We start from the raw sequence: 23,372 nt of genomic DNA on the forward strand, positions 1-23,372 counted from the left end.
TTTGAAGATATGTATGTCTGGGGTCCTCAAGGCCAGGTTGGCCGCCATACATTCTATAAAAATAATGAAATGGCGGGATATTGCGGGGTTATCCATGCGCTCCAGCTTAAGGGCATAGACGGCCATTATGGTAATCAGCGTAAAGCGCTTATCTTCAGTTTTGGTGCTGTCAGTCGTGGGGCTATTTATGCACTCAAAGCCCATGGCTTTCGCGATATTACTATCTGCATTCAGCGACCTGATCATGAGGTCCGTGAAGAAGTCCTCGATTGTCATTATGTTTGGTTAAGAGCAGGCGCTGCCGATCAAGCAAGAATGATGGTGGTTGAACATGACGGTACAGAAAGGCCACTGTGTGATTTGATCAGCGAATCGGGGCTCATTATCAATGGCATCTATCAAGACACCAACAACCCTATCGACTTTGTCACTGAACAAGAGAAAGCTTGTCTCAAACCGGGCTGTTTGATTATTGATGTCAGTTGTGACGAAGGTATGGGTTTTTATTTTGCTAAACCAACCACCTTTAAGAATCCCATGTTTCAAGTTGAAAAAGTGGATTACTACGCCGTTGACCATACACCCAGCTATTTTTGGGAAAGTGCCTCACGCTCAATTTCCGCCGCATTGGTTTTCCATTTACCGGCCATAGCCGCAGGACCGGATGGATGGCAGCAAAATGAAACCATACGTCGAGCCATCAATATTGATAAAGGCGTCATTCAAAAACCAGATATTCTGGCTTATCAAAACCGCCAGCAGGCTTACCCACACCTGCCAATTTAGTGGCTCCAAGCCCATTTATTTGGGCTTCCTCTACACCACGTGCGATGTCGTTGAGCCACTTTAGTGTTCGCTTAGCCGAAATGAATCCCGTAAATGCAATGAAATTTTTAAACTACTTACGTTGCCCGCCCTAACTTTCGATGCAGGCATACCTAGTCAGATTCAGTTCTTGAGAGGGACACAAGAAATCAACAGTACAGTCCATTTTTAGGCGTCAACATGGGGCTGTTTTGATAATCCATTTTTCAAGGCTAAGTTTATCTCCGCAATATTGTGCATTTTGTTATTGTGCTGTGTATTTAAGTCGTTTACTGTCAATTACATAACAAAAATTTAAAGTTGGATATCATGAGGCCGTTAGAGGGTGGCTGAACATGCTCAAATTGCTTTTGCTTATTCAGGTCATTTCAAAGTAGGAATTTTCGTTTGCTCAGTAACTTAAGAAGTGGCAACTATCAATTGAACGAGTTACAAAGTGCGCATCCACAGTATATAAATGTTATGCCTTTAATAACCCCATCATTTTATGGAGAGAATAAATGAAAAAGATATCTTTCGCTCTGCTAATCGCAGTTTTACCGATGTCTCTTGCGGCGGAGAACCTTCAAGATACTGTACCTCAAGCAAAGACTAAGATTGAGCAATTTAGTGCGAAAACAGGGATTGTCTTAATTCGAGGATTTCACAAAATTGGTAATACACAAGGGCTTTACAATACGTCAGTAAATATCGAAGCTAAGGAATTCACTAACGTTACTGATGGAACAAAGCAGTACGGGATTACAATCGAAGCTTTCAAAGAAAACGGACAATATGACAAAGATCACACATCTTTCATCGACTATGACGAGATCGATTCTCTAGTTAAAGGAATCGAATACATATCAAAAGTTAAAGCATCTGTGACTAAACTTGATGATTTTCAAGCAGATTATTCAACTAGAGGTGATTTGAAAATATCCACCTTTAGCTCTGGTGAGCAAATTATGGCTGCCGTAACCAGCGGAAATATAGGTGCTGTGGCTGCTTACTTCAACATTGACGACCTTGAAAAAGTAAAAGCTCTCATTGTGAAGGCCAAGAACAAGATAGATGAAATCAAAGCATGACAAAGCGCTGCTAGGGACTTGCTTACGCTACGCTTCGGCAAGCCCCGGAGCGCGAGGTTATAACTTAAGGAGAGTTCGTTGAAAGACTCGGTTTTCTTCACAATACTGGCTGGTGTGGCGGTTTTCGTCGTGGGCCAATTTATTCTGAAGCTGGTGCTGGAGCCAATAGTTTCCTTCAAAGAAAGCCTAGGTAATTTATCCGCATTTTGCCTGCGGTACAGAGCCAAAATCACAAATGCCAACGCTTCACTTGAACTCCAGAGTGAACTAAAGGTGTTGATCTCAACGATTTTATCGAAGAGCCAGTCTATTCCGTTCTACTCAGCTTTCGCTAAAGCGCTAGGTTTGCCAAACCAGGATTCTATAATCGAAGGTTGTCGCCTCCTAAACGGTATCTCATATGAAATGGTCAGAGAAACATCACAGCATCAAGGAAAACTCGAAGGCCCAGTTCAGATACTTACGGATTTGCAGAGAGTGAGCGAGCTGTTGAGAGTTAGACTTGACTACAGTGAATTATAACCAAACCAGTCACGGCGACTCCCACTCTATTGCGGCTTCGACCCATTTCCTAGCCACCCGTACTGAGCGGCGTTATGTTTTAAACCATAGGCGTAGTACCCAATATGACTGAAGAACCGGATGAGAAACTGTTAAAAATTGCTCAAGTGGTTGCTGCTTCAGCTGATCGCCTTAATGGGTTTCTTAAGCGGGTCGAAAATAGCCCATTGTGGAAGAAGGTAATCTTTGTTGCATTGCTTCTACTCATGCACTTGGCTATTTCGCTTTACTCGAAGGATTTCGGCTGGCTATCCGCTGGAGGCGGACTCATAACGATCCTCGGCCTTCTTGCAATATTTTCAGAAGCATACTTTTCGTCACTTGATACTGACAAAATGAAAGTTTATCTCGAAGGTACACCCGAAATTGTAAGGGACTTCGGAAGTTTTTGGGGCGAGTATACACCCGATTCTGAAAAGGCTGCAAAGCTAAACGAGCGTCGCAGTCAGTTCATTGAGAGGTACAGAAACGTTTGGTTTTATCTATTGGTAACTATACTCGGCACGCTAATATGGGCTTACTCCTCGTTTCTAAATTCGGTATTTTTTCCGGTTTCAGAGTTTACGGCAAATCAAACATAACCAGTAGCGGCAGTTCGCGACCGGTGGCCGCCAGCGATTAAACCATCAGAGTAGTTCTCCCCCTTTACCACGAGAGACGGGCGATGACACGCTTCTCATCAGAGAGCAGCGAAAACGACCAGCCGTTGCGCTCACACAGCCGCTGTACAATACCTAAACCCAGACCATACCCGTGAGACGACGCCTCAGTCGGCGTGTGCCGCTCATCAGCGTCACTGCTCACCTGATTAGTGACTAAGAGCTCGTTCTGTTTAATACGAACCGTGATGGGCCCTTGGCCGTCGAGTGTGTGCTCGAATGCATTTCGCACCAGATTATTGACGGCGATAGCGAAAGCTTGTGGATGTCCGTAGACTATGGGGTTTGCGTGCTCGGCAATTTCAACATCAACGAACTTGCCGCTCAACAGGTAGCGCTGTTGCTCTACCGCCAGGCTCACCAGCGGCATCACTAAAAACATCTCATTATACAATCCGTCGTCGGTTTCGCGAGAGAGACACAGAAACATTTCAATCGTGGTTTTCATGTCTAGCGTGGCGCGCCTCACTCTATTTAACGTCTTCACATCAGTCGCTGACAGATCGCTTTGCTCAAGTAGCTCAAGCGCACCGGTTATCACCGTTATAGGTGTCCGCAACTCGTGGCTGGCTGAACTGGTAAAGTATCGCTCCCTCTCAACAAAGGCACTGATACGCTCAAGAGTCTTCTCAATAGTCCTGGCGAGCAGGCCTACCTCATCATCGCCAAACCGAGTGGACTCTATACGTTTATGATCTTCTGCCGATAGTTGCTCTGGATTGATGTCCGCGACTACTTTGGCGAGCTGTGCAACCGGGGCGACAGCTCTACGCATTACAAGAATTCCCAACCCGAAACCAAGAGTACCGAGCGTACCCACGACACCGGTAATAACGAGCAGCCACCACCAATCCTCTGACGACGCAGCCTCTATTCCGGCGACATCGAAAACCACAAAGGCGTGTCGCTGTTCATTGTCGGTAGAGAGCACCGCGACATGCAGCTCTTCTTTCTCGAATTCGTACACGCCCTCACCGGGGTTTGTCTGCGCCCACTCCCGGAGTGGTTCCGGCAAGTTACTCGCCTGGTCGTAACCACGAAGGTTTATCGGCATAGAGGGATAACTCTCAATAGCATGCTGCAGTTGACGCGTCATCACACGGTCCTCGCTCAACTTAATCGCGGCGAAGAACGCAAAACCCCAGACCACGCTGAGCACAGCAACACAAATCGCAAATGCAACGGCGACACGCGTGCGCAAACTGTGTCGATACATTACTCAATGTCCTCTGCAATTCGGTAGCCAATGCGGTGCACGGTATGAATTAGCGGAGTATCAAATGACCTATCAATAGCCTGTCGCAGTTTGTACATATGCGAGCGAAGCGCATCACCATCAGGGGGTTCGTCAGCCCACAACAACGTCTCTAGAGCATCGCGAGTCACAACCGACGGGGCTTCTTCCATCAATCGCTGAAGGAGTTTCATGCCAGTAGGGTTGAGATCAATTCGTCGCCCCGAGCGATGAACTTGCAGCGTGGATCGATTCAGAGTGAGCTCTCCAACCGTTAACAGGTTATCGGTTTTTCCGTGACTGCGTTTGTAAAGCGCTTGCAGCCGCGCATGCAGCTCCTGTAATGCGAATGGCTTAACCAAATAGTCATCAGCTCCCGCCTCGAAACCCTTAATTTTATCGTCAAGCGTGTCTCTCGCCGTTAGCATAAGCACTGGTGTTTCTAGCTTGCCATCAGCGCGCAGCTTTTTGCAAAAACTTAGGCCATCCATCCCTGGAAGCATGAGGTCCAGAACAATAATGTCAAACGGGCTGGTCAACGCCAGGTGCATAGCGCTGATACCGTCGTAGGCAAAGTCCAGTATATAACGATGCTTTTCCAGGTAAGCGGCAATGTTTCCACAAATGTCGCGGTTATCTTCGACAATCAACACTCTAATCGGCGCCGCACCAAGCACGTTTGTCATCTACTGTTCTCCTTATCAGGCTCTTTAACAAACCTCTTTACCAAGCATAATCGAATCGCAAACCAATCAGAGGCTCGGCCTCACTTTCGTCTTTCACTTCAACACCCCGACGGTAGTCAAACTCGGTGTCGTCGCCCGATGATGCAGACGTTACGTTGATGACATCGAGAAAGGCGGTTACATCTACAGGGCCAACTGCGCGCCGATAGTCAACGCGAATATTCAAAATACCGGAACCGCTTTTGCGACCGACATTGCGCTCAGTAATCTCTTTCGAATAGCGCAAAGGTTGTCCTGGCCCCAATACGTCTGAGTGAATAATAAATTCGTTGTCTGGCCTGCCAGAAAGATATTTGTAACGCCCGGCGACCTTCCAGCGGTCATTTATTTCCCAGGTCAGGCCGAGGGTCGCAACATGCTCTCGGTTAAACTCGGCGGCTACGTCACCGCGACCGTCTTTCCGGTCGACTTCGGCATCGTTATAAGAATAGGTTGCGGTAGCGTACAGGCCTTCACTAATCATACCATTGGCGACAATATCCACACCGTAGGATGTACCGTCACCAATGTTTGCAAAAGTCCCGTTTGCTCGATCAAGGTCTACCACCAGATTATCGAGATTTTGATAATAGGCTTCGGTCAAAATTGACCAACGTTGGCTCGGGAAGTACTCAAAACCGACACTGCTGTGTGTGATTTCTTCGTTCTCAAGATCGTTAGACTCGTTAGCAGCAAGGTCTAAAAACCGTGGCGACTGATGAAATAGCCCAGCACTGGCAAAGTATCGAACCGTGTTACCGGGTCGCCAGTTAACACTGAACCTGGGCGACACTAAAGTTTCGTCGGCAAAGCCGTCCCGCTCAAGCCGCATGCCCGTGCGAAAATCCCAATCACCGTACTCAAAAACTTGCTCCACGTAACTTGCTAAGCTCGTTTCTTTCTGACTGAGTGAAGAGTTAATGTTTTCCGGCGTCAATACAATATAACGTTGATCGGGGTCTGGCCTAAAATCATCGTCGTCGTAGACAAATCGGTTCCAATCTCCATCTAAGACGGTGTCGTAATCCAAATCCAGTTGCGTGACTCGAATACCAGCACTGAAAACGCCCCATTGATTCAGCATTTCGAAGTCACTTCGCCAGCCAATCTCGGTTTCGTCTTCCCCGATAGTAATTATGTCTTCCCGAACCGGAAAACTGGACGCGGGCGACCCCGAAGGCACTTGATCAGGGAATGCCTCACCCTCAGAACTGGTTTTGTCGCTTTTGCGGTAGTAAACCTTGTTGGTCAAGACACCGGTATCACCGATTAATGACCGCAAAGTAAATCCATACATATCGCTGTCTTGTTCGGAATCTTGAAGCGCAGCATCTTCGAAATTGGGTGATGCGAAAACATGAGTTACGCCACGAGTATAATCCTCGTGTGTATCAATCAGTAAAATTTCCAATGTATTTTTCTGATTAATTGGTATGACCGACTTTACGATGACGTCTCTTAAAACAGGCTCACCAATGTCGAGTTCATCGATAGTTTCAAACAAATCGCCGAAGTCCAGTCGTCTGGCAGAAACGAGTAATGTCGCGTCTTCTGTGATACCGACAGGACCATCGTAACCCACTTCATAGCCGGCAAGGTCGTAGCGGAAACTTGCAGAGGGGCTTGGGTTGCCATCGGCGACTTCCAGTTTGAGTAGCGACGCCGCCCGGCCACCATACGCCGCGCCCCACCCACCGGGTGAGAACTCTGCTCCGCTGATAACGTTCGGTGCGAATATCGAGAAACGGCCACCACCGCCGACGTCTTCCTCTTCACCCAGTGTCGCATCAAAGTGCACCGCTTTATCAAAGGGAAAGTCATCAACGAATAGCAGATTGTCTCTTGGCCCACGGCCGCGAACACTAAAGCTTGCGAATTCACTTGCGGATGCTAAGCCAGGCAACCCGTCCAACGAGAGCAGCGGATCGGCTCCACCGCCCACAGCGCTTCGCAACGCTTCTCTGTCAAGATAAGTGCTGGACGCTGATGCGAATGCATCGGTTTGCTGTCCCAGGACAACAACCCTCTCAATTTCCACTTCTTTAAGCTCTAATTCAAGCTTGATATTTTTGCGTGTAATGACGCGTATGCTTGGTTCATACACTGCAGTAAAGCCGCTTTTGGCTGTATTCACCGAGTAAAGGCCCGGGTCGAGCTGTTCAGCGACAATACGACCTTTTTCGTCGGTTTCGAAAGTTTGCGAGGAAGAGGTTTCCCGTTCCGTAATCGTGACCTGCGCGTTCGGGACTGGTCGGTCAGTATTCTGATCTTTGACTATAACGGTCAGCGCACCGGGCGCCTCTGCTGCGTAGGCAAAAAATGGAAAGCTAATCAGAAGTGTCCACAGAGCTAACCACGATACCTGTTTGAATTGTCTATTCATATTGTTACCCTCTAAAAACCCACTGTCATTTTTTGATGGATTGCTGCGAGGTTAACAAAGCTAATGTGACTAAAAAGTCGCTGTCATGTGAAAGCTACATCAAAGATATTGACTGACAGGAGCCAATACTGCCGATTTGGTCGGTCGTTATCCGTTGGAAATTCGCAGTTCTCTTCCTTAAATTTAAAACAAAATCTCTAAGCCAATTGGAACACTGCAACAAAAAGTGAAAGCCTGCACGCACTGCTCTAAACGCTGACTTCGCAGAGATACTGGCATTCCGAAGGCCGGGCGTAACACATTAGAGCGCTCAATCGCGATCAATATTGAAAAGCAGAGCATCAATACAAACAAAGTGCTTAATAAAAAATGTTGAAATAGTGGTATCTCCGGCGCATAGCTGGACAGAAGAAATGCCACAACGATACTGACACTTTGGTGAATAATATAAAGTGGGAACACCAGAGTGTTTAGTCGTGTAATTTGAGGTTTAGCATGGTTAAACCATTTGTAAACTGTTGCGACAATCGCGATCGGCACAACCGCCCGGTTAAGAATGTACCCGAACTCAGCAATGACTTTGATGAATTCGTTCGGGTTTTCGGATTTCCATACAAATAAGAAGCCTATCTGCACCGCAATTAAGCTAAGAACGGCCAACGATATCAGCACTTTTACATGTTCAGATATCTGGTTCCAAAAGTTTATATATCGACCAAGTGAAAACCCAACAAAGAACCAGACCAATCCGTAAGATTCTCTTACCAAGTCACCTGAAAAGGCTTCTTGAATAAACAATGCTAAGACGAATATCGCTAGTAGAATTAACCATATTTTCTTCGCTATAGCGGCTAAAATTCGTTTACCAATAGTAGTCGCTAACAAAGGTGAAATTAATATTGCCAGTAGACTGTATTGCCACAATGATCGGAGAAACCAAAGGTGATTTACATCAATGCTCGGCCAGATCCCTGCTGTGAAATTCCTGAACGTTTCACCCTGTTGAAAAAACAACGCATAAGTGAACTCTGAATAACTCAGCGGCATTTCGCTCGCTTGTGACATTTCAATATAAAGCTGGGGGGGAACAATCAAAAGTACACCAATTAAAAGCGGGAAAAGCAATTGTGACGTCCGCTTCAACAATGCATATGGGATCGATATTTTGGTAATCATGAAGCTTAACGCAATCCCAGATATCAACCACAATAGTCCCATGCGCCAGGGAGACGTCACTACCATTAAGTTTTGTAAAAAGACCCATTCCGTTTCGACCTTATAGTGAAATCCCCAGTCAGGTACGTAGATCATTGCGTGGTGAAACATAACCAATACAGCTATAGCTACCACTCGTAGCGTATCAATTGCAGGTATTCGACCTTCTACGAAATTTTTAGTTGTATTCATGTGTGATTTCCGTGTTAGATATACACGGATCTTTTACTTGAAACGCATCATCTTGTCGTCGCTAACACCTTGTTATGACAGTTAAAAGTGATGAGCGGTTGAAAATAGGGGCTAACGAATTGTCGTGAGAATAAATAAGCAATGGTTTCAGACTCATAAAAGGCTGGTTGAGCTAATTTTGTTGTTCGCAATTTTCTCAATAAATGGGCTGATAAACGCGACGACAGTATTAATGCAAGATATGCGGGGAAACGAGAGCGCATTTTTGACCTGGGAGCCTTTCGTCTGGGAACTATCAAGTGCTTACTCGACGCTATTGTTATTCCCACTTATTGCATTGTTTACTGAGCACTTCAGCTGGCAATGGAAGTACCCATTGAAATCTTTTTTCAGATATACAGGTGCAGCAATCGTTTTCAGTCTATTACATGTCTGCACGATGGTTCTTGTAAGAGAGTTTGCTTACGGCTTCACCGCATCAGAATATGATTTCGCAACAAATACAAATACTTTTGTATTTGAGCTATTTTATGAAATACGAAAAGACGTTTGGAGCTTCACATTCTTTGTCGTTGTAATTGAAGTCTATCGTTACGCACTTTATCAGTGGTTAGGTGATACCAAGCCAATTTTTCAATCTTCAGTGCCTCCCGCGGAAAGTCACAACGCCCTACCTGAAGTCCTACTAGTAAAGAAAATGGGAAAAGAGTTTTTGATAAAGACGAGAGAGGTGCAGTGGGCTGAATCTGCAGGAAACTACATCAATCTCCGTATTGACGAAGCCATTTACCCGATGCGAATTACAATGACAGACTTCGCTGAGCAAGCAAAATTCTATGGTTTTGTTCGAACTCATCGTTCACAAGTCATCAACACCCATTGGATAGAACATATTGAGAAACTCCCCTCTGGTGATGCAGACATCAAAATGAGAGACGGCACCGTGCTTAAATTATCCAGACGTTTTAAAAAGGAGTTTGACACGTTTGTGACTTCGCTTTCCACTGCGTGAGTTGAAATGGGAATGGAGTTCTTCGTTATCTGAACATTCAAAATCCTAAAGACGACCCCCCGTTTTTTCGTGCAAATACTGCCAGTGACGCCGTAGATCTTGAGATAGCCAATATAACGATTTAATCAACCTATTCCCGGATATTCGCAACCGTAACTAACTCAAGGCCTAATCAAGAACTCCTGCGTTTGCATCCCTAACCGCTTTTAACATAGCTTGCGTGTCCTCAGATGAATACCAACGTCCGTTAGACATAACGCCCGAAATTGCTCTGGTATTGTCGATATCCACCAGCGGATTACTATTCAGTACCACAAGGTCTGCCTGGTAACCTGCAGCAACGACGCCCGTTTTTAGCCCCATCCACTGTGCGGTTTCAGCCGTCGCGCTTCTCAATGCCTCAGCTGGTTTATAGCCGGTACGAACCAGCGCAGCAAGCTCGTCGTGCATGGAAAACCCGGGAACCATTACAGGCACATTTGCATCAGTACCCGCCAGAACCTTGACCCGATTATCGCGCATAGCCTGCAAAAGTATCTGGTTGGCTTTTGCGTAAGCTTTCCAATAACGCTGATTACCGGGAACACGCTCTTCAGGATAGTCTTCCGGTAAACGATAAATGTTTACTTCGGGCAGCCACCCCATGACTTTAATACTTGGGTGTAGAGCCTCCGCAATTCCGCGGTTTACATGCTCTACGTGAACATGACTCAGTGCACTTTCTACGCTTATTTTCTGTACAGGAAAGCTCTCGACAAGCGCCAGAGTAGAAACCACCGCCATATTATTCTCTGCCAGACGGCTTGCTATGTCGGTACTACGCTTTTCTACAAACTCCAGAAAGGCCTCAGTATTATCGCGGCCATAGCCACCAAACTCACGGTCCAGGGCTTTAACAAACTCTTCAACATGGGCTATTTCTTTCAGGTTCGACGGCCAAAGCTCTGAAAGTGGCAGGTTATATGGAATATGCCCTAAAATTTGTATATCGCTATTAACCGCCTCTTCGTTAAAAGCAAAGAAGTGGTCATTGCTTAAAAGCGTGTAAATTTTTATGGCATCGTAGCCTGCGTCTTTAATCTCGTTTACCCGCTCAGGTATATCGTCGATATCGGCTACCGAGTTTATTTTTGCAGCCCAACGGTCGAACAAGCCAGCAATACCACTTGAGCTATTATGACGTCGGGTTGCCACAAATAAGTCCGGCCCCGGCCGTCCTGATGCAATTTCAGCACGCCATTGCAGGTGCTCTTCACTACCATTGAGCTCACGTACATGGGTGACGCCATTAGCCAGATACAACAACAAGTCATTCGGGCTTTGCCATAAGTGCACATGCGCATCAATAAGGCCGGGAATTATAAACTTACCCGTGCCATCAATGACTTGCGCATCCTCAGGTAATGAGAGGTCGCTCCCCACTTTTGTTATTTTGCCTTCTTGAATCAATACCGTCTGATTAGGCAGCATGTACTGTCCATTATCTGACAACACGTTTGCGTTGGTAATGGCGTAAGCGTCCTGAGTTTTTGCATAAAGCGCAGGGTCTACAACAGGAACATATTCTCCCCAGGCTTTATTCACCTGGTAGTACATAACACCGAAACTGGTCGCGCTGAGAGCAAGCAATAAAACAATTAACCACAAACCGAGTTTCTTTAAGTTTAAAGCTTTCATAACTAATTACCTTTGGTTCTGATAAGTGCATTCAGAATAGAAAGGCAACCCAATAAAAGCTGATCGATTATGAAAAATATCGCGTCAATTTTGAAAATTCTGAAGGTTTTTGCGAAATTGAGACGGCGTCACTCCGGTTTCTTTTTTGAAGGCACGATTAAAAGGCGGTAAAGAGTTAAACCCGTTATTCAGTGCAATGGTTAAAATGGGCAGGTGGTCGTTCTCCCGTTCTGAGAAGCAGTCCATCACGCCTTTAAGCCTGAAAGAGTTAATGTAATGGCTGAAGTTAGTGAAGCCCGTTTGGGTGTTTATCAAGGTTCTCAATTTATGCTCTGCTACCCCCAGCTTTTTGGCCAAATCAGCAATGGTCAGAGCTTCTTCTAAATACATCTTGTCTTGTGTCATTAGCTTGTCGAGTTCGGCCAGTATTCTTTTATCCACTGCTGACAATTGCTTTTTCTGAGACGCGTTCCGATAAAAAGTCAGCGCCGACGTGTCGCCCTTTAATACCCATAGGCTCATGGAAAAAATGGGAAGCCAGACGCTCAGCGCGTTAATTGTAGACTGGGCGCTTTGCAACCAAACAGAGCCCACCAAAACCGCGACCAAAACAGACGCTGAAATAATAAACAAAAAATAAAGTCGATAGGTACGCCGGGCTTCAATTAAGTCATCATTCCGGCCTATTAGCGTAACGAACACCATATGTGCCACCAGAAAAAGTGACAGCGTAATGACAACAATGGGCCACCACGCAGGCAGCTCATTCAACCAACCCAGCCAAACAGCCCGTTCAGCCAGCATAGAGGCGCTTACTGCAATTAAAGCAAGCCAATGGAGTTTTCCTGGCCTGAAATCTCGATGAAAAAGGGTTAACACAAATACCCAGGTAACCGGCAAAAGCAAAGTATCCAGTAACCGAAAGGGAACTTGCCACACCATAGGAAGCGCAAATTCAGCGGGCATAGAACCAAGCAGAAAGCTTGCCAGGCAGAGGTTTGTAGCCACCATTAAAGTACAGCGTCTGGAACGGGGCAGATCTTTAATTACCAGCACCGTCATAAGCAACAACAAGCCCAGTGCGGAAAACCGGATGAATGCGTCAATCAATAACATAAGCCTGTGCCTTGGGCTGTCCTGAGAATCAGTATCTTTAGTTAAATTATAACCAGCCTTGAGATAAAATCTGAAAATTAATCTAACCCGGCTTTGTCTTCCAAAATCAGCTCACCGTTAAGACTATATAAAGCTATTCGGTAATTGCCAGCAGTCGCTGTCTACTTGGGCTATTTGTTCCAATCGGTTATTATTTATTCACATACACTTCGAAGGTTGCCTGCATGTCACACAACAAATTTGACATTATACCTGCTGCCAGCTTTTCTAATATTGGGTTAGAAATGATTCCGCCGTTTCCAGGCCTCTCCAGCTGGGTTCAGTGCTTGTGGGTTAATAATGACTTAAAAAACAGTTCGCGCCATGTTGAAGAAAAACTCTATCCCGATGCGGGGTCCAGTTTAACTTTTGAAATACGTAATACTCGGATCAATGCTCGTTATTTTCACCATACTCGAGTCGTTACTCACCGTTGGGATACATCAATAAGGTACATTAGCGTACGATTCCGCCCGGGAGGCGCGAAAGCACTGCTGAGGCTGGACATCGATGATTCGCAGAACATCGAAATAGAGTTGCTCGACACAGCCTTTTCTCAACAACTCAGTTTACAGCCATTAATGGACATGCTGCCCACTCTATCGGCAGACCAACAAGTACAGGCGGTACAAAACTGGTTACTGACGCTGAGTTATCGTGCTCAAGAACCGAATCGTAAGTGGTCGACTTTATTGGCTCATGCGTCCACCTATTTAATACCGCCTCAGCAACTGGCATTACAGAATGGATTTAGTCGACGCACACTGGAAAGGCAATTGCGCAAATACTTAGGTTTTACACCAAATCAGCTACACGGCTTTGCTCAAATTCGAGCCGCCCGACAATATTTGATTTTGACACCAGACAGTCTCAGCGACATTGCTCTTGCCTGTGGCTACTTCGATCAAGCGCACTTTACAAATGCTTTCCGTGAGCAAACCTTGGAAACGCCACTGCAATACCGCCAAAGAAAAATGTCGCAAATCTCCAATCGATAGCTAGCGAATGTTCCTAAAGTATCCGGAGTTAATCTTTGGAGGACATTATGCAACACCGAATTTCACAATCTTCACTTTATAAACAATGCCCGCGCCTGGTGACTCATTTAACCGCGTTAGGCGATGTACCGGAATCAGTAAATCTGTCTCCGCAACTTCTGCATCTCGTCAGACTGCGCGCATCACAACTAAACCACTGTGGCTTTTGTCAGAAAATGCATACCGATGAAGCCCGAGCTGATGGTGAACTCCAGTCAAGGCTAGATGTGCTTCCGGCCTGGAAAGAATTATCGTGTTTTACCGCAGAAGAACGGGCTGCTTTGGCCTGGACGGAAGCACTAACGCTAATCAACCATGTAGAAATCACAGATGCTGTCTTTCAGTCGGCACTGGATGCTTTTGGAGAAAGTGGGTTAATTGAATTGACTACGGTCATAGTACAGATAAATAGCTGGAATCGTATTGCAGTGAGCTTCCGTTTCCAACCCGACATAAAATAATGGGCCGTAGTATGAAAGCAACTTTCTTACAGCGCCTTCAAAAAAACACATTAGGGATATTGGCTAGCTTGTCGTTCTTCTTTGGGAGCATGCTATTTCTACCCACTTTCGCAAGCTATGCAACGGTCGGTGTGTGGCTCTTCATGACAGGATCAGCGTTGATGTTTATCGATATTATTCGCTCACTAAATGATTAGTGGGCGAATAGACCAGCGAGTCAATTACTGGACCAAGACACTCTATTTCTTCCATCTCTTTTACTTTTATAAAGAGCTAAATCGGCCTTTTTGTAGGCGCTGTTAAATTCATCTTCAGCCTTTAACTCTGTCGCACCAATCGAGACCGTGACCTTAATAGACTGATTTTTATCAATAGTAATAGCGTTGCCCTCAATCGCTGTGCGCACTTTTTCCAAAACTCTTTCGGCTTTCTCTCGGGGAAGATCAGTCAAAAGCAGGGCAAATTCTTCTCCGCCAACCCGCGATACGCAATCACTAATACGTACAAGTCCAGCTATTTTACGAGCCGTTTGCTGCAAAACCTCATCACCTGCGTCATGACCGTAGTTATCATTTACTTTTTTAAAATGATCAACATCGATGATGGCAAAGCAAGTAACATTTGCGAACTTATTATCGTTGGGCTCCAGCTCTTCAAATCTCTCAGTAATAAACAACCGATTCGACAGTCCGGTTAAAAAATCGGTATAAGCAAGTTTCTCTAACCTCTTAGTCTTAGACGAGTTAATAATAATAGTCTCAATAGCAGAGCAAATTAAACTCATTAACTCAATATCGAGCTCGGTAAACGGTGTAAGCCGTGTCTCAGGACTAGTGAAGTTTAACGTTCCCCAGGTTATCCCATTAACTCTTATAGGCAGCCCCAGGTAGGTTTGCAGTTGAAATTTTTCATAGCAGGGGTGGCCTGAATATTCGTCGCTTTCAGAAGCATGCGTAGTTGTAATGACCTCATTAGCCGTCAACGTCACCGAGCAATAAGTATCGCCTAACGGAAAAGTTGTTTCAGCAGGGATATCTGCTGTTTCCGAGTACGAATATTTAACCGTGTAAGTATCATTCTCAACATGGCTTACAAGCCCTGTTTGAACATTTAAATAATGACAACCCAGTTTAAGCAAGTTATTGATACGTTCGGTTGATAATACCTGTGACTGGCAATTTACTACATCGTGAACCGCTCGCAGCACTTCGGCTGCACTCGCATATTCGGTCACATCGTTTATAACCGCGAAAAATCCATTAACTTTTTTACTCAAGCCTTCAAAGTTAGGAACATACTTGATATCCAGTAGAATAGTGCGCCCGTCTCTCAGGTTCACTTTATCAGTAAAGCCTATTTCCTCGCCTTTCAGTACTCGATCATGAAGCTCCGAAATTTTTCCATAAGACTCTTCCCCAACAACCTCGGCAATACTCTTACCTTTAATGTTTTTGAGTTTTACACCGAAAAAGCCCTCATAGGCAGTGTTGACGAATTTGTAACGACGCTCATTATCCACAAAGGCAAGCAGGTAGGGCAGCACGTTTGATAACTTCTTAAAGGAGCGATCTACTTTCATGATTTGGCTCGAATTTCTGCTGAGTCATTCTAATTTTAGCATACACAGGTGTTTTGACTGTGTACACCTAGTTACTACTAGAGAAAGTTCCTCCCAAATTGCAATTTCCCCTTTACCTCCACCACTCATCTCGCTTATGCTAAATAGCCGTTTAGACGTCTAAACGGCTTATTAATTAATTTTGTGAGGTATTTAATGAAATCAAAGTTCTTTACGTTATCAACTATTGCCGCTGGGCTTATCGCTGCATCGGCATCCCCAGCTCTGTTAGCCAATGATGCTAGCTCCGAGCTGGAACGCATTAGTGTTACGGGTTCCTACATTAAACGGGCCCAGAATGAAGACGCCACGCCGTTGCAAATTATTGATGCCAGCGACATATCGGCCAGTGGTGAAATTACGCTCACAGACTTGCTGCGTGACTTAACGGTGAATACCGGTAACAGTTACGACGAGCAATACACCAGCAGCTTTTCGGCGGGTTCGGCTTCGGTTGGCTTACGCGGCTTAAGCCCCAAAAACACGCTTATTCTGGTGAATGGTCAGCGGGTGTCTAACTACGGTTTTGCGTTGGGGACTCAGGATACCTTCGTTGACTTAAACGCGTTACCTTTAGGCGCGGTGGAGCGCATAGAGGTACTGAAAGACGGCGCTTCCGCAGTATATGGCTCGGACGCTATTGCCGGGGTTATCAACATTATTTTGCGCAACAATGTACAAAGCACGCAATTTCGGGCGGGTGTCGGCGGTGCCAGCGAAGGTTCATTAACGCAATACAGTGCGGGCGTTATCAGCGGGTTTGGCGACATAGCAGACGACGGCTATAACCTGACGTTCAGCTACGACTATCTGACCCGCGAGCGGTTAAACGCCAATGACCGCGACTTTACCCGTTCCGGAGACTTTCGCGACAAGCCCGGCGGGCGCCTGGCTGGTTGGTCGTCGCAGGGCGGTAACTATTTAAGTGATCCGCAGAACCCTCAGGCTTTTGAGAACTGCCCGGGCCATTCTGAAAAAAGAGACCGAAGCGATTTCACCCCTGGCGCAGACGGCCAGGTGTGTGCCTTTAACGCTCAGCCATACAACACGCTTCAGCCAGAAGTTGAGCGACATCAGTTCTCACTGCAGGGCACTTTGCAGCTTACCGAGGACATACAGGCGTACAGTGACTTTCTTTACAGCAATAATCGTTCAAGCCACGTATTTGGTGCGCCGTTAAGCGTTGGTGCAGGACTACGGGCTTACAATCAGGAAACCGGCAGTTTAGTCGATATTCCGGTGGAATTACCGATCGGGCACCCGGACAACCCGGGTTCAGAGGCCTTACCTTTTGAATACACCTTTTTTGATGTAGGCGAGCGCGTAAAAGCCAATAAACAAGACTTTCACCGCTTTCTGGCTGGTGTAAATTACCGTGGCTTAGACTGGGACTGGTCGGTCAATGTGCTGAACTCACAAAGCCGCCAGCGCGAGTACGTTGATAACTTTATTAACCGCTACACTTTTGAAGATGTGCTGGCCAGTGGCGAATATGACTTCTTTAACGGCAACAATGACCCGGCAACCATTGAAGCGTTACGCATTGATACGCGTCGTCCGGGCTTTTACGAGCTAAACAGTATCAACGCTAATGCCAGCACCATTTTAAAAGAGCTGGATAACGGGCCGCTAAGCGTTGCTTTTGGTGTCGACTGGCGAGAAGAAGAAATGGATGCGGGAACCTCACCGGAGGTTTTGTCGGGCACCGAACTGCGTCCGGCTATCAACCTGGTTAAAGGGAAACGACAAGTTGCCGCAGGCTTTGTTGAGCTGGACGTCCCTGTTGTCGAAAACCTGAATGTGAACCTTGCCGGCCGCTATGACCATTATGATGATTTTGGCTCAGCCTGGTCACCTAAAGTGGCGTTCCACTATGTATTAGGCGACGACTGGTTGCTGCGCGGTTCCTGGTCTCGCGGCTTCCGTGCACCATCGCTTCCGGAAATTGCAGAAAGCAACACCATCAGTTATGGCTCGGTTATAGACCCTAACGACCCTATTAATCCGGGCGCGAGTCGTGGTTTCACGCAAGTGCGTACAGGTAACTCTGAGCTTGATGCCGAACGCTCAACCAACCTCAATGGGGGTATTATCTGGTCGCCGCAAGCAGGTGCCAGCATAGCTGTGGATGTATTCGAAATTGAACAGGACGACATTATTGCCCCCGACAACGCGCAGTTTATTGTCAATAATGAAGACCTGTACGCTGACCGCATACAGCGTGACGATGCCGGACGACTGCAAATTATCAGCAACCAATACCGCAATCAGGGCACACGCTCTACCCGCGGCTTCGATATTGATGCGAATTACCAAGTGCAGTTAAGCAACTCGACGCTTCAGCTTCAAAGCACCTGGTCACGGCTTTTGGAATACGAGCAGGCATTAGTTGCCGGTCAGGAACCTACTGACGGTGCTGGCGGTAATATTCTGGGCGCACTGCCTAAGTGGAAAGGCAACAACCAACTGCGCTGGCTTATTAGTGACTGGCAATGGGGCGTCAGCCTTAACTACACCGGCAGCTATGAGCAACAGGTGGCCACACAAAGCAGCAACCCGGGTTTAGATGAAAAGGTCGACAGCTACTGGCAGGTTGACTCGCAGCTGGTTTATCAGGGTTTTGGTGACACTCAACTGACCCTGAATATCAGCAACCTGTTCGACGAGCAGCCGCCGTTTGACCCGGCTGGTGGTGCCTACGGATACGATATGACCCAATACAATCTGCGCGGTCGTACAGCTAACCTATCCATTGTTCATAATTTTTAGTAGAAAATATCAGCGGGGTCAGAAAAATTTCTTCTGACCCTATTTTGTAAACGTGTGATCTAAACACCCCCTCTTACGCTATAGTACAAGGAGTCTTAATAAAGGAAGCTTGCGCTTATGAAAAAATGGATCTGGATAATTGCATCGGGAGTTACCGCACTAGCGGCGGTTAATGTCCAGGCGCAAGAACTGTCTGATATGCAGCAATGTCTGCTGGATGAAATGAACAACACTAAGGCTGACGCCACCATTGCAGATATTCGCTCTACCTGCGAAGAACAACTGCGGTCAGCTGAGAATGACGAAGATATAGTGGAAGTCGATGCGGTTGAAGACCCCGGTGCTTTAACCAGCCGCATGAAAAGCGAACAAGTTACCCAGTTTGACCCTTATGTATTAACACCGCACCGTCGTAACTATTTATTACCCGTTATTACCACGAACAACATTAACCGCCTGCAATATGCCGATGTTGAAGGTTACGAGCAGAACCTGGAAGACTATGAAGCAAAGTTCCAATTAAGTTTCAAAGTGCCTTTTAACAAAGAAAGTTTGCTGTTTGAAGACGACCAGTTGTTTTTTGGCTTAACCGTGCAGTCCTGGTGGCAGGTGTATTCCAGTAATATTTCTAAACCATTCCGCGAAACCAACTACATGCCCGAGGTTTTTTATGCCACTTCAACCGGCTGGCACCCTTTTGGTACCAATACCGCGTTAGTTTTCGGTTTAGAGCATTTGTCTAATGGGCGTAGCCAGCCATTGTCACGCAGCTGGAACCGCGGTTACATGCAATTTGTGGTAGAAAAAGGCCGCTTCGTTTTCTCGCTGAAACCCTGGTTACGTTTTCAGGAAGACGCCAAAACAGACCCCATGCAATCGAGTGGTGACGACAACCCGGATATTACCGATTACGTGGGTGACTATGAATTCACCACCGCCTATAACGATGGTGACTTCGAGTACATTCTCAGGCTCCGCCATGCCGTGGATACCGGCAGAGGGTCGGCAGAGCTTAACTGGACATTCCCTATTGGCGGGAAGTTTATTGGCTATACCTCAATTTTCACCGGTTACGGAGAGAGCCTGATTGACTACAATCACAAGCAGACTCGCTTTGGTATCGGTATAGCCTTAAACAACATTCTATAAGGGTTTAGAAACTATAGGCGGCTGACAACCATAAGCGTCGGCCGTCTTCAACATAGCCGTACTCTTCTACACCAATTTCCTTGTCGAATAAGTTGTAAACACCCGCAGCCAGCTTTAAGTCACGCGTAACAAAGTAGTTCACACCAAAATCCGCCAGTGTATAAGACGGCGCGACCAGAGAGCCCTGTGAAGGCCCTGTTGTCGGCTGGCTCTCTTCACCACGATAATGCACACGCAACCAACTGTTCCAGCGCTTACCTGGCTTCCAGTTCAGTGAGGTTTGTACTAAGTGCTTAGGTAGCTGGTTTAATGGCTCACCTTTATATTCACCCGATTTTTGCTCAGAGTCGGTGTAGGTATAGTTACCTTTCAGTGACCACTCCCGGCTGAAATGCGTACTTAAAGTCATTTCAATACCGCGAGTAACGGCTTCATCAATGTTAATTCGGGTGGTTGGCATAGAGCCAAATTGATTAGGCCCTGCATCGCAAATGCTTTCAGGGCAGTCTACCCGGGTGATTTTGTCGTCAAACTCATTGTAGAACACGGTAATTGAGGTTGAGCTACGACGTCCCCAGTCCGTGTATAACCCTAACTCGTAGTTGGTCGAAGTTTCAGCTTCTAAATCCGGATTACCATAAACATTACCGCCGCGGCTGACCTGTCCCCAGTCAGCGGTTGTTTCACGCAGGCTTGGCGCACGGAACCCGGTAGAAACACCACCTTTAATGGTTGTGGCATCGCTTAGAGTATAAACACCGTACACTCGCGGGCTCCAGTGTCCACCAAAAATGTCGTCATCGTCGTAACGAACACCAGTCGTCAGGTTAAAGTCATTGAATATTGGCCAGGCGGTTTCTGCAAAGGCCGACCATTGCGAGCCTTCAATGCGGTTACGATCACTTATCTGGTTACTGGTTAAATCTTCCAGCTCTTCCTTTTGGTACGCCACGCCAAGATTCATAGAGCTCTCTTCAAGCAGTGGTACGTTCCAGTGACTCTGAAAATCGGTGTTTTTAATGGTCATAAGACGCGCTTTGTTTTCATATTCATCGCGCTTTAAATAACTGCGGGCGCCCACCAGACCCCACTGACCATTATGGGCAATGGACACGCTGGTATTATCATATTCAGTGGTTGATGACTCCGGGCAGCCACGACGACCGCATTCCTCGCCCGGCGCCAACGGTTCAATGGTTTTGCCGACAGAAGCGTCGATGCTTTGCTTAGCGGTACCCACTTCAAACAAAATTTCATGGTCGCGGTTTGGTGTGTAAGCCAGTTTTAAGTCCGCATCTTCTGCGGTTTTATCCCGGTAGCCAGAAACAATTTCATCTTCCAGACGACGCGTATAACCGGCCGACAACTGAATGCCCAAAGTGTCTTTAATTAACGAGCCGGAGGTGAACAAGTTAGTCTGGTAGCTATTGCCTGACTCCGAACGTTCCTGCAAAGTGCCATCAACGCGAATTTCCGAGCGCCATTCTTCCGGTGTTTTACGGGTAATGATATTGATAACGCCGCCTATCGCATCCGAACCGTAAAGAGACGACATTGGCCCCCGAATAACCTCTATGCGATCAATTGCCGCCAGTGGAGGTGTCCAGGCACCTTCAACGCCGGGCCCGTCACTGTTTGGGCGGGTTTCGCGCGAGCTCTGGCGCTGGCCGTCGACCAAAATCAATGTGTAGTCGGCACCCATACCACGCAGGCTGATGTCCTGCCGGTCACCGCCGCCGGTCACAATAACGCCCGGGGCGTCAGTCATGGCATCGGTTAAGTCTTTATAAAAACGCTGAGAAAGGTCTTTTCTGTCAATAACAGAGATTGAAGCGGGCGCTTCTTTCAACTGCTGTGCAACACCTGATGCCGTTACCACCATGACTTCCATATCTTTATGTTTATGATGTTTTCTTTTAGGCTTTTCCTGTTCCTGAGCCTGAGCAACGCCTACTGCTGATGCTACAGTTAATGCTAAAATGCTCAATTTTAAGCCGCTGATACTGCAATTCATGTTCATCCCCTAATGAATTATAAATGCGAATTATTTTCATTAGCGATTTTAACTGGTACTATGGAATCAGCAATTACAAAAATATTGAAAGCTTCTTTAGCAGGACTTAACACATGAATCCGAAAATGATTCGATCATTAAAAGCTTTTACCCGTACGGTAGAACTCAACAGCATGAGTGCTGCTGCAAATGAACTGCATATGACAGTGTCCGCTATTAGCCAACAGCTGCAGCGACTGGAAAACGACAACGGAATTTCGCTTTTTCACCGTAATACCCGTTCCCTTTCACTTACCGAAGCCGGTCAGGTTTTTTATCAATCGTGCCTCGATATGCTGGCTATTGCAGCGAAAAACCAGGAACGTTGGGACCAGCTAACGAATCAGCCGCAAGGGCAAATAAAAATAATTGCGCCCGTGGGTTTTGGCGGAGGTTTGCTAAGCGAACCTTTAAAACAGCTGCAGCAAGAGTTTACTAACGTGAGCTTTCAACTGCATATGACCGATGAGCCTATTGACCTCATTACCTCGGGGGCAGATTTGGCAATTCGCATTGGTCCGCTAGCCGATTCAACCTTATACGCCAGGCATTTGGCTGACTGGCACCTGATCCCTTGTATTGCTGCTGAGCATCCTGCGGCTAAAAACTCGATAAAAAGCTTTAAAGATTTACCCGAAGGTTGTTTTATTGGGCACATACCCAGCTTACCCAACAAGGATTTCCCCAAGCCTAAGGTGCTGCTGAACAACATGCAGACGGTAGTCCAGTTGACGCTAGATGGTGTTGGTTATGCGCTACTTCCGGAGCCAGAAATTAAACATTACATTGAGAGTGGGCGCTTACTGCGTTTGTTACCAGAATGGGAAGGCAGTCCGTACAGCGTACACGCCGTGCTGCCTATTAAAGACAACATACCGGCGAAAACTGAACGGACTATTGAGGTGCTAAGCCATTTCTTTCATCGACTGTAACGAATGATCAACTTCGCTTTCGCCAGCCATTAGATCAAAGGCTCTCATTTCAGTGCCGCTTTCATCCAGGCAGCGGCGCAGCACACTGGCAACATCCTCACGCGGGATCGAACCCGGTGCCAACGATTCACCAACAACCACTTTACCGGTGGCTTCTTCGTCGGTTAATGCTCCCGGACGCACAATGGTCCAGTTAAGTTTGGTGCGCATTAACTCGCGGTCTGCATAATGCTTGGCGGCATAGTAAGGAAGCAGAGCTTCAGCCCAGTTTTCACGGTTGTTCGACTGCCAGGCACTGACCATAACAAAACGTTTTACGCCCACAGATTCCGCTGCTTCCATGGTTTTCACTGCACCGTCCAGGTCGACTAATAAGGTTTTGTCGTCACCAGAGCTTCCACCAGAACCTGCCGTAAATACCACGGCATCAACGCCCTGAAGCAGCTCTTCCAATTTTGCGACGGGGCCTTCTAAATCACCCAATTTGGCCGTTACTCCGCGGCCTTCCCAGGCTTTTTGCTGCTCTTCCTTACGCACTACTGCAATCACTTCATGTTTTTTTGCGTGTTGCATCTGTTCAACTAAATGCTGACCAATTTTTCCATTTGCGCCTATCACTGCTACTTTCATCATCGACCTCCATGA

At 46.7% G+C, this 23,372-nt stretch carries 20 protein-coding genes; 11 read left to right on the top strand and 9 right to left on the bottom strand.

Annotated features, from left to right (window positions below; all coding sequences use genetic code 11):
* From RJ32_RS13135 to RJ32_RS13150, 4 genes are all read left to right on the top strand, one after another.
* Positions 1-786 (top strand): NAD(P) transhydrogenase subunit alpha (locus tag RJ32_RS13135; protein WP_034822827.1); only part of this gene is annotated, 786 nt, incomplete at its 5' end.
* A gap of 539 nt (positions 787-1,325) precedes the next feature.
* Complete coding sequence (locus tag RJ32_RS13140) at positions 1,326-1,895, top strand: hypothetical protein (RefSeq protein ID WP_034822829.1); 570 nt, start codon at positions 1,326-1,328, stop codon at positions 1,893-1,895.
* A gap of 78 nt (positions 1,896-1,973) precedes the next feature.
* Positions 1,974-2,417, top strand: a complete 444-nt coding sequence (locus RJ32_RS13145) for a hypothetical protein (RefSeq protein WP_034822831.1) — start codon at positions 1,974-1,976, stop codon at positions 2,415-2,417.
* Between the two features lie 104 nt (positions 2,418-2,521).
* Positions 2,522-3,037: a hypothetical protein gene (locus RJ32_RS13150; RefSeq protein ID WP_034822832.1), complete on the top strand. Its 516-nt coding sequence runs from the start codon at positions 2,522-2,524 to the stop codon at positions 3,035-3,037.
* 64 nt (positions 3,038-3,101) lie between these two features.
* Here the strand turns inward: RJ32_RS13150 and RJ32_RS13155 are convergent, their stop codons facing one another.
* From RJ32_RS13155 to RJ32_RS13170, 4 genes are all read right to left on the bottom strand, one after another.
* Positions 3,102-4,331 (bottom strand): HAMP domain-containing sensor histidine kinase, encoded by a 1,230-nt coding sequence (locus tag RJ32_RS13155; protein WP_034822834.1) that lies wholly within the window; start codon positions 4,329-4,331, stop codon positions 3,102-3,104.
* Positions 4,331-5,008, bottom strand: coding sequence for a response regulator transcription factor (locus RJ32_RS13160; RefSeq protein WP_034822933.1), 678 nt, complete (start codon positions 5,006-5,008; stop codon positions 4,331-4,333). The genes RJ32_RS13155 and RJ32_RS13160 overlap by 1 nt, the downstream gene beginning before the upstream one ends.
* Before the next feature lie 64 nt (positions 5,009-5,072).
* Positions 5,073-7,457: a carboxypeptidase regulatory-like domain-containing protein gene (locus tag RJ32_RS13165; protein WP_034822836.1), complete on the bottom strand. Its 2,385-nt coding sequence runs from the start codon at positions 7,455-7,457 to the stop codon at positions 5,073-5,075.
* 183 nt (positions 7,458-7,640) lie between these two features.
* Positions 7,641-8,864 carry an acyltransferase gene (locus RJ32_RS13170; RefSeq protein WP_034822838.1) on the bottom strand — a complete coding sequence of 408 codons (1,224 nt, stop codon included), beginning with the start codon at positions 8,862-8,864 and terminating at the stop codon, positions 7,641-7,643.
* Positions 8,865-9,096: 232 nt separating this feature from the next.
* On the opposite strand from RJ32_RS13170, the gene RJ32_RS13175 reads away from it, so the two are divergent.
* Complete coding sequence (locus tag RJ32_RS13175; RefSeq protein ID WP_133566280.1) at positions 9,097-9,876, top strand: LytTR family DNA-binding domain-containing protein; 780 nt, start codon at positions 9,097-9,099, stop codon at positions 9,874-9,876.
* A 168-nt stretch (positions 9,877-10,044) separates the two neighbouring features.
* Here the strand turns inward: RJ32_RS13175 and RJ32_RS13180 are convergent, their stop codons facing one another.
* On the bottom strand, positions 10,045-11,553 hold the full coding sequence (locus RJ32_RS13180; protein ID WP_034822839.1) for an amidohydrolase family protein: 1,509 nt from the start codon (positions 11,551-11,553) through the stop codon (positions 10,045-10,047).
* An 84-nt stretch (positions 11,554-11,637) separates the two neighbouring features.
* Positions 11,638-12,669 (bottom strand): AraC family transcriptional regulator, encoded by a 1,032-nt coding sequence (locus RJ32_RS13185; RefSeq protein ID WP_034822840.1) that lies wholly within the window; start codon positions 12,667-12,669, stop codon positions 11,638-11,640.
* A 224-nt stretch (positions 12,670-12,893) separates the two neighbouring features.
* On the opposite strand from RJ32_RS13185, the gene RJ32_RS13190 reads away from it, so the two are divergent.
* Genes RJ32_RS13190 through RJ32_RS15365 form a run of 3 tightly spaced genes read left to right on the top strand, consistent with a single transcriptional unit; the run spans position 12,894 to position 14,403 of the window.
* A complete protein-coding gene (locus RJ32_RS13190; protein ID WP_034822841.1) occupies positions 12,894-13,706 on the top strand; it encodes an AraC family transcriptional regulator in 813 nt (270 codons plus the stop codon).
* A 47-nt stretch (positions 13,707-13,753) separates the two neighbouring features.
* Positions 13,754-14,206, top strand: a complete 453-nt coding sequence (locus RJ32_RS13195; RefSeq protein ID WP_016341409.1) for a carboxymuconolactone decarboxylase family protein — start codon at positions 13,754-13,756, stop codon at positions 14,204-14,206.
* An 11-nt stretch (positions 14,207-14,217) separates the two neighbouring features.
* Complete coding sequence (locus tag RJ32_RS15365) at positions 14,218-14,403, top strand: YrhK family protein (protein ID WP_081423233.1); 186 nt, start codon at positions 14,218-14,220, stop codon at positions 14,401-14,403.
* 20 nt (positions 14,404-14,423) lie between these two features.
* Here the strand turns inward: RJ32_RS15365 and RJ32_RS13200 are convergent, their stop codons facing one another.
* The gene (locus RJ32_RS13200) at positions 14,424-15,785 is read right to left on the bottom strand and encodes a diguanylate cyclase (RefSeq protein ID WP_011235711.1); all 1,362 of its coding nucleotides are present in this window, start codon (positions 15,783-15,785) and stop codon (positions 14,424-14,426) included.
* Positions 15,786-15,980: 195 nt separating this feature from the next.
* Here RJ32_RS13200 and RJ32_RS13205 point away from each other — a divergent pair, with 195 nt between their 5' ends.
* A complete protein-coding gene (locus RJ32_RS13205; protein ID WP_034822842.1) occupies positions 15,981-18,593 on the top strand; it encodes a TonB-dependent siderophore receptor in 2,613 nt (870 codons plus the stop codon).
* 117 nt (positions 18,594-18,710) lie between these two features.
* Complete coding sequence (locus tag RJ32_RS13210) at positions 18,711-19,742, top strand: phospholipase A (RefSeq protein WP_011235713.1); 1,032 nt, start codon at positions 18,711-18,713, stop codon at positions 19,740-19,742.
* 4 nt (positions 19,743-19,746) lie between these two features.
* On the opposite strand, the gene RJ32_RS13215 is transcribed toward RJ32_RS13210, so the two are convergent.
* Positions 19,747-21,756: a ligand-gated channel protein gene (locus RJ32_RS13215; protein ID WP_034822843.1), complete on the bottom strand. Its 2,010-nt coding sequence runs from the start codon at positions 21,754-21,756 to the stop codon at positions 19,747-19,749.
* Positions 21,757-21,869: 113 nt separating this feature from the next.
* Between RJ32_RS13215 and RJ32_RS13220 the strand changes: the two genes are divergently transcribed.
* A complete protein-coding gene (locus RJ32_RS13220) occupies positions 21,870-22,727 on the top strand; it encodes a LysR family transcriptional regulator (protein WP_034822844.1) in 858 nt (285 codons plus the stop codon).
* On the opposite strand, the gene RJ32_RS13225 is transcribed toward RJ32_RS13220, so the two are convergent.
* Positions 22,701-23,360: an SDR family oxidoreductase gene (locus tag RJ32_RS13225; protein WP_227016385.1), complete on the bottom strand. Its 660-nt coding sequence runs from the start codon at positions 23,358-23,360 to the stop codon at positions 22,701-22,703. The genes RJ32_RS13220 and RJ32_RS13225 overlap by 27 nt on opposite strands.
* Positions 23,361-23,372 lie beyond the last annotated feature (12 nt).

The organism is Idiomarina sp. 28-8 (genome assembly GCF_000320945.2).
GTDB lineage: Bacteria > Pseudomonadota > Gammaproteobacteria > Enterobacterales > Alteromonadaceae > Idiomarina > Idiomarina loihiensis.

Excerpts from the sequence above, each read along its gene's own strand:
- RJ32_RS13140 (WP_034822829.1), top strand. The coding sequence starts at position 1,326 with ATGAAAAAGATATCTTTCGCTCTGCTAATCGCAGTTTTACCGATGTCT.
- RJ32_RS13150 (WP_034822832.1), top strand. The coding sequence starts at position 2,522 with ATGACTGAAGAACCGGATGAGAAACTGTTAAAAATTGCTCAAGTGGTT.
- RJ32_RS13155 (WP_034822834.1), bottom strand. The coding sequence starts at position 4,331 with ATGTATCGACACAGTTTGCGCACGCGTGTCGCCGTTGCATTTGCGATT.
- RJ32_RS13165 (WP_034822836.1), bottom strand. The coding sequence starts at position 7,457 with ATGAATAGACAATTCAAACAGGTATCGTGGTTAGCTCTGTGGACACTT.
- RJ32_RS13170 (WP_034822838.1), bottom strand. The coding sequence starts at position 8,864 with ATGAATACAACTAAAAATTTCGTAGAAGGTCGAATACCTGCAATTGAT.
- RJ32_RS13175 (WP_133566280.1), top strand. The coding sequence starts at position 9,097 with ATGCAAGATATGCGGGGAAACGAGAGCGCATTTTTGACCTGGGAGCCT.
- RJ32_RS13180 (WP_034822839.1), bottom strand. The coding sequence starts at position 11,553 with ATGAAAGCTTTAAACTTAAAGAAACTCGGTTTGTGGTTAATTGTTTTA.
- RJ32_RS13185 (WP_034822840.1), bottom strand. The coding sequence starts at position 12,669 with ATGTTATTGATTGACGCATTCATCCGGTTTTCCGCACTGGGCTTGTTG.
- RJ32_RS13190 (WP_034822841.1), top strand. The coding sequence starts at position 12,894 with ATGTCACACAACAAATTTGACATTATACCTGCTGCCAGCTTTTCTAAT.
- RJ32_RS13195 (WP_016341409.1), top strand. The coding sequence starts at position 13,754 with ATGCAACACCGAATTTCACAATCTTCACTTTATAAACAATGCCCGCGC.
- RJ32_RS15365 (WP_081423233.1), top strand. The coding sequence starts at position 14,218 with ATGAAAGCAACTTTCTTACAGCGCCTTCAAAAAAACACATTAGGGATA.
- RJ32_RS13200 (WP_011235711.1), bottom strand. The coding sequence starts at position 15,785 with ATGAAAGTAGATCGCTCCTTTAAGAAGTTATCAAACGTGCTGCCCTAC.
- RJ32_RS13205 (WP_034822842.1), top strand. The coding sequence starts at position 15,981 with ATGAAATCAAAGTTCTTTACGTTATCAACTATTGCCGCTGGGCTTATC.
- RJ32_RS13210 (WP_011235713.1), top strand. The coding sequence starts at position 18,711 with ATGAAAAAATGGATCTGGATAATTGCATCGGGAGTTACCGCACTAGCG.
- RJ32_RS13215 (WP_034822843.1), bottom strand. The coding sequence starts at position 21,756 with ATGAATTGCAGTATCAGCGGCTTAAAATTGAGCATTTTAGCATTAACT.
- RJ32_RS13220 (WP_034822844.1), top strand. The coding sequence starts at position 21,870 with ATGAATCCGAAAATGATTCGATCATTAAAAGCTTTTACCCGTACGGTA.
- RJ32_RS13225 (WP_227016385.1), bottom strand. The coding sequence starts at position 23,360 with ATGATGAAAGTAGCAGTGATAGGCGCAAATGGAAAAATTGGTCAGCAT.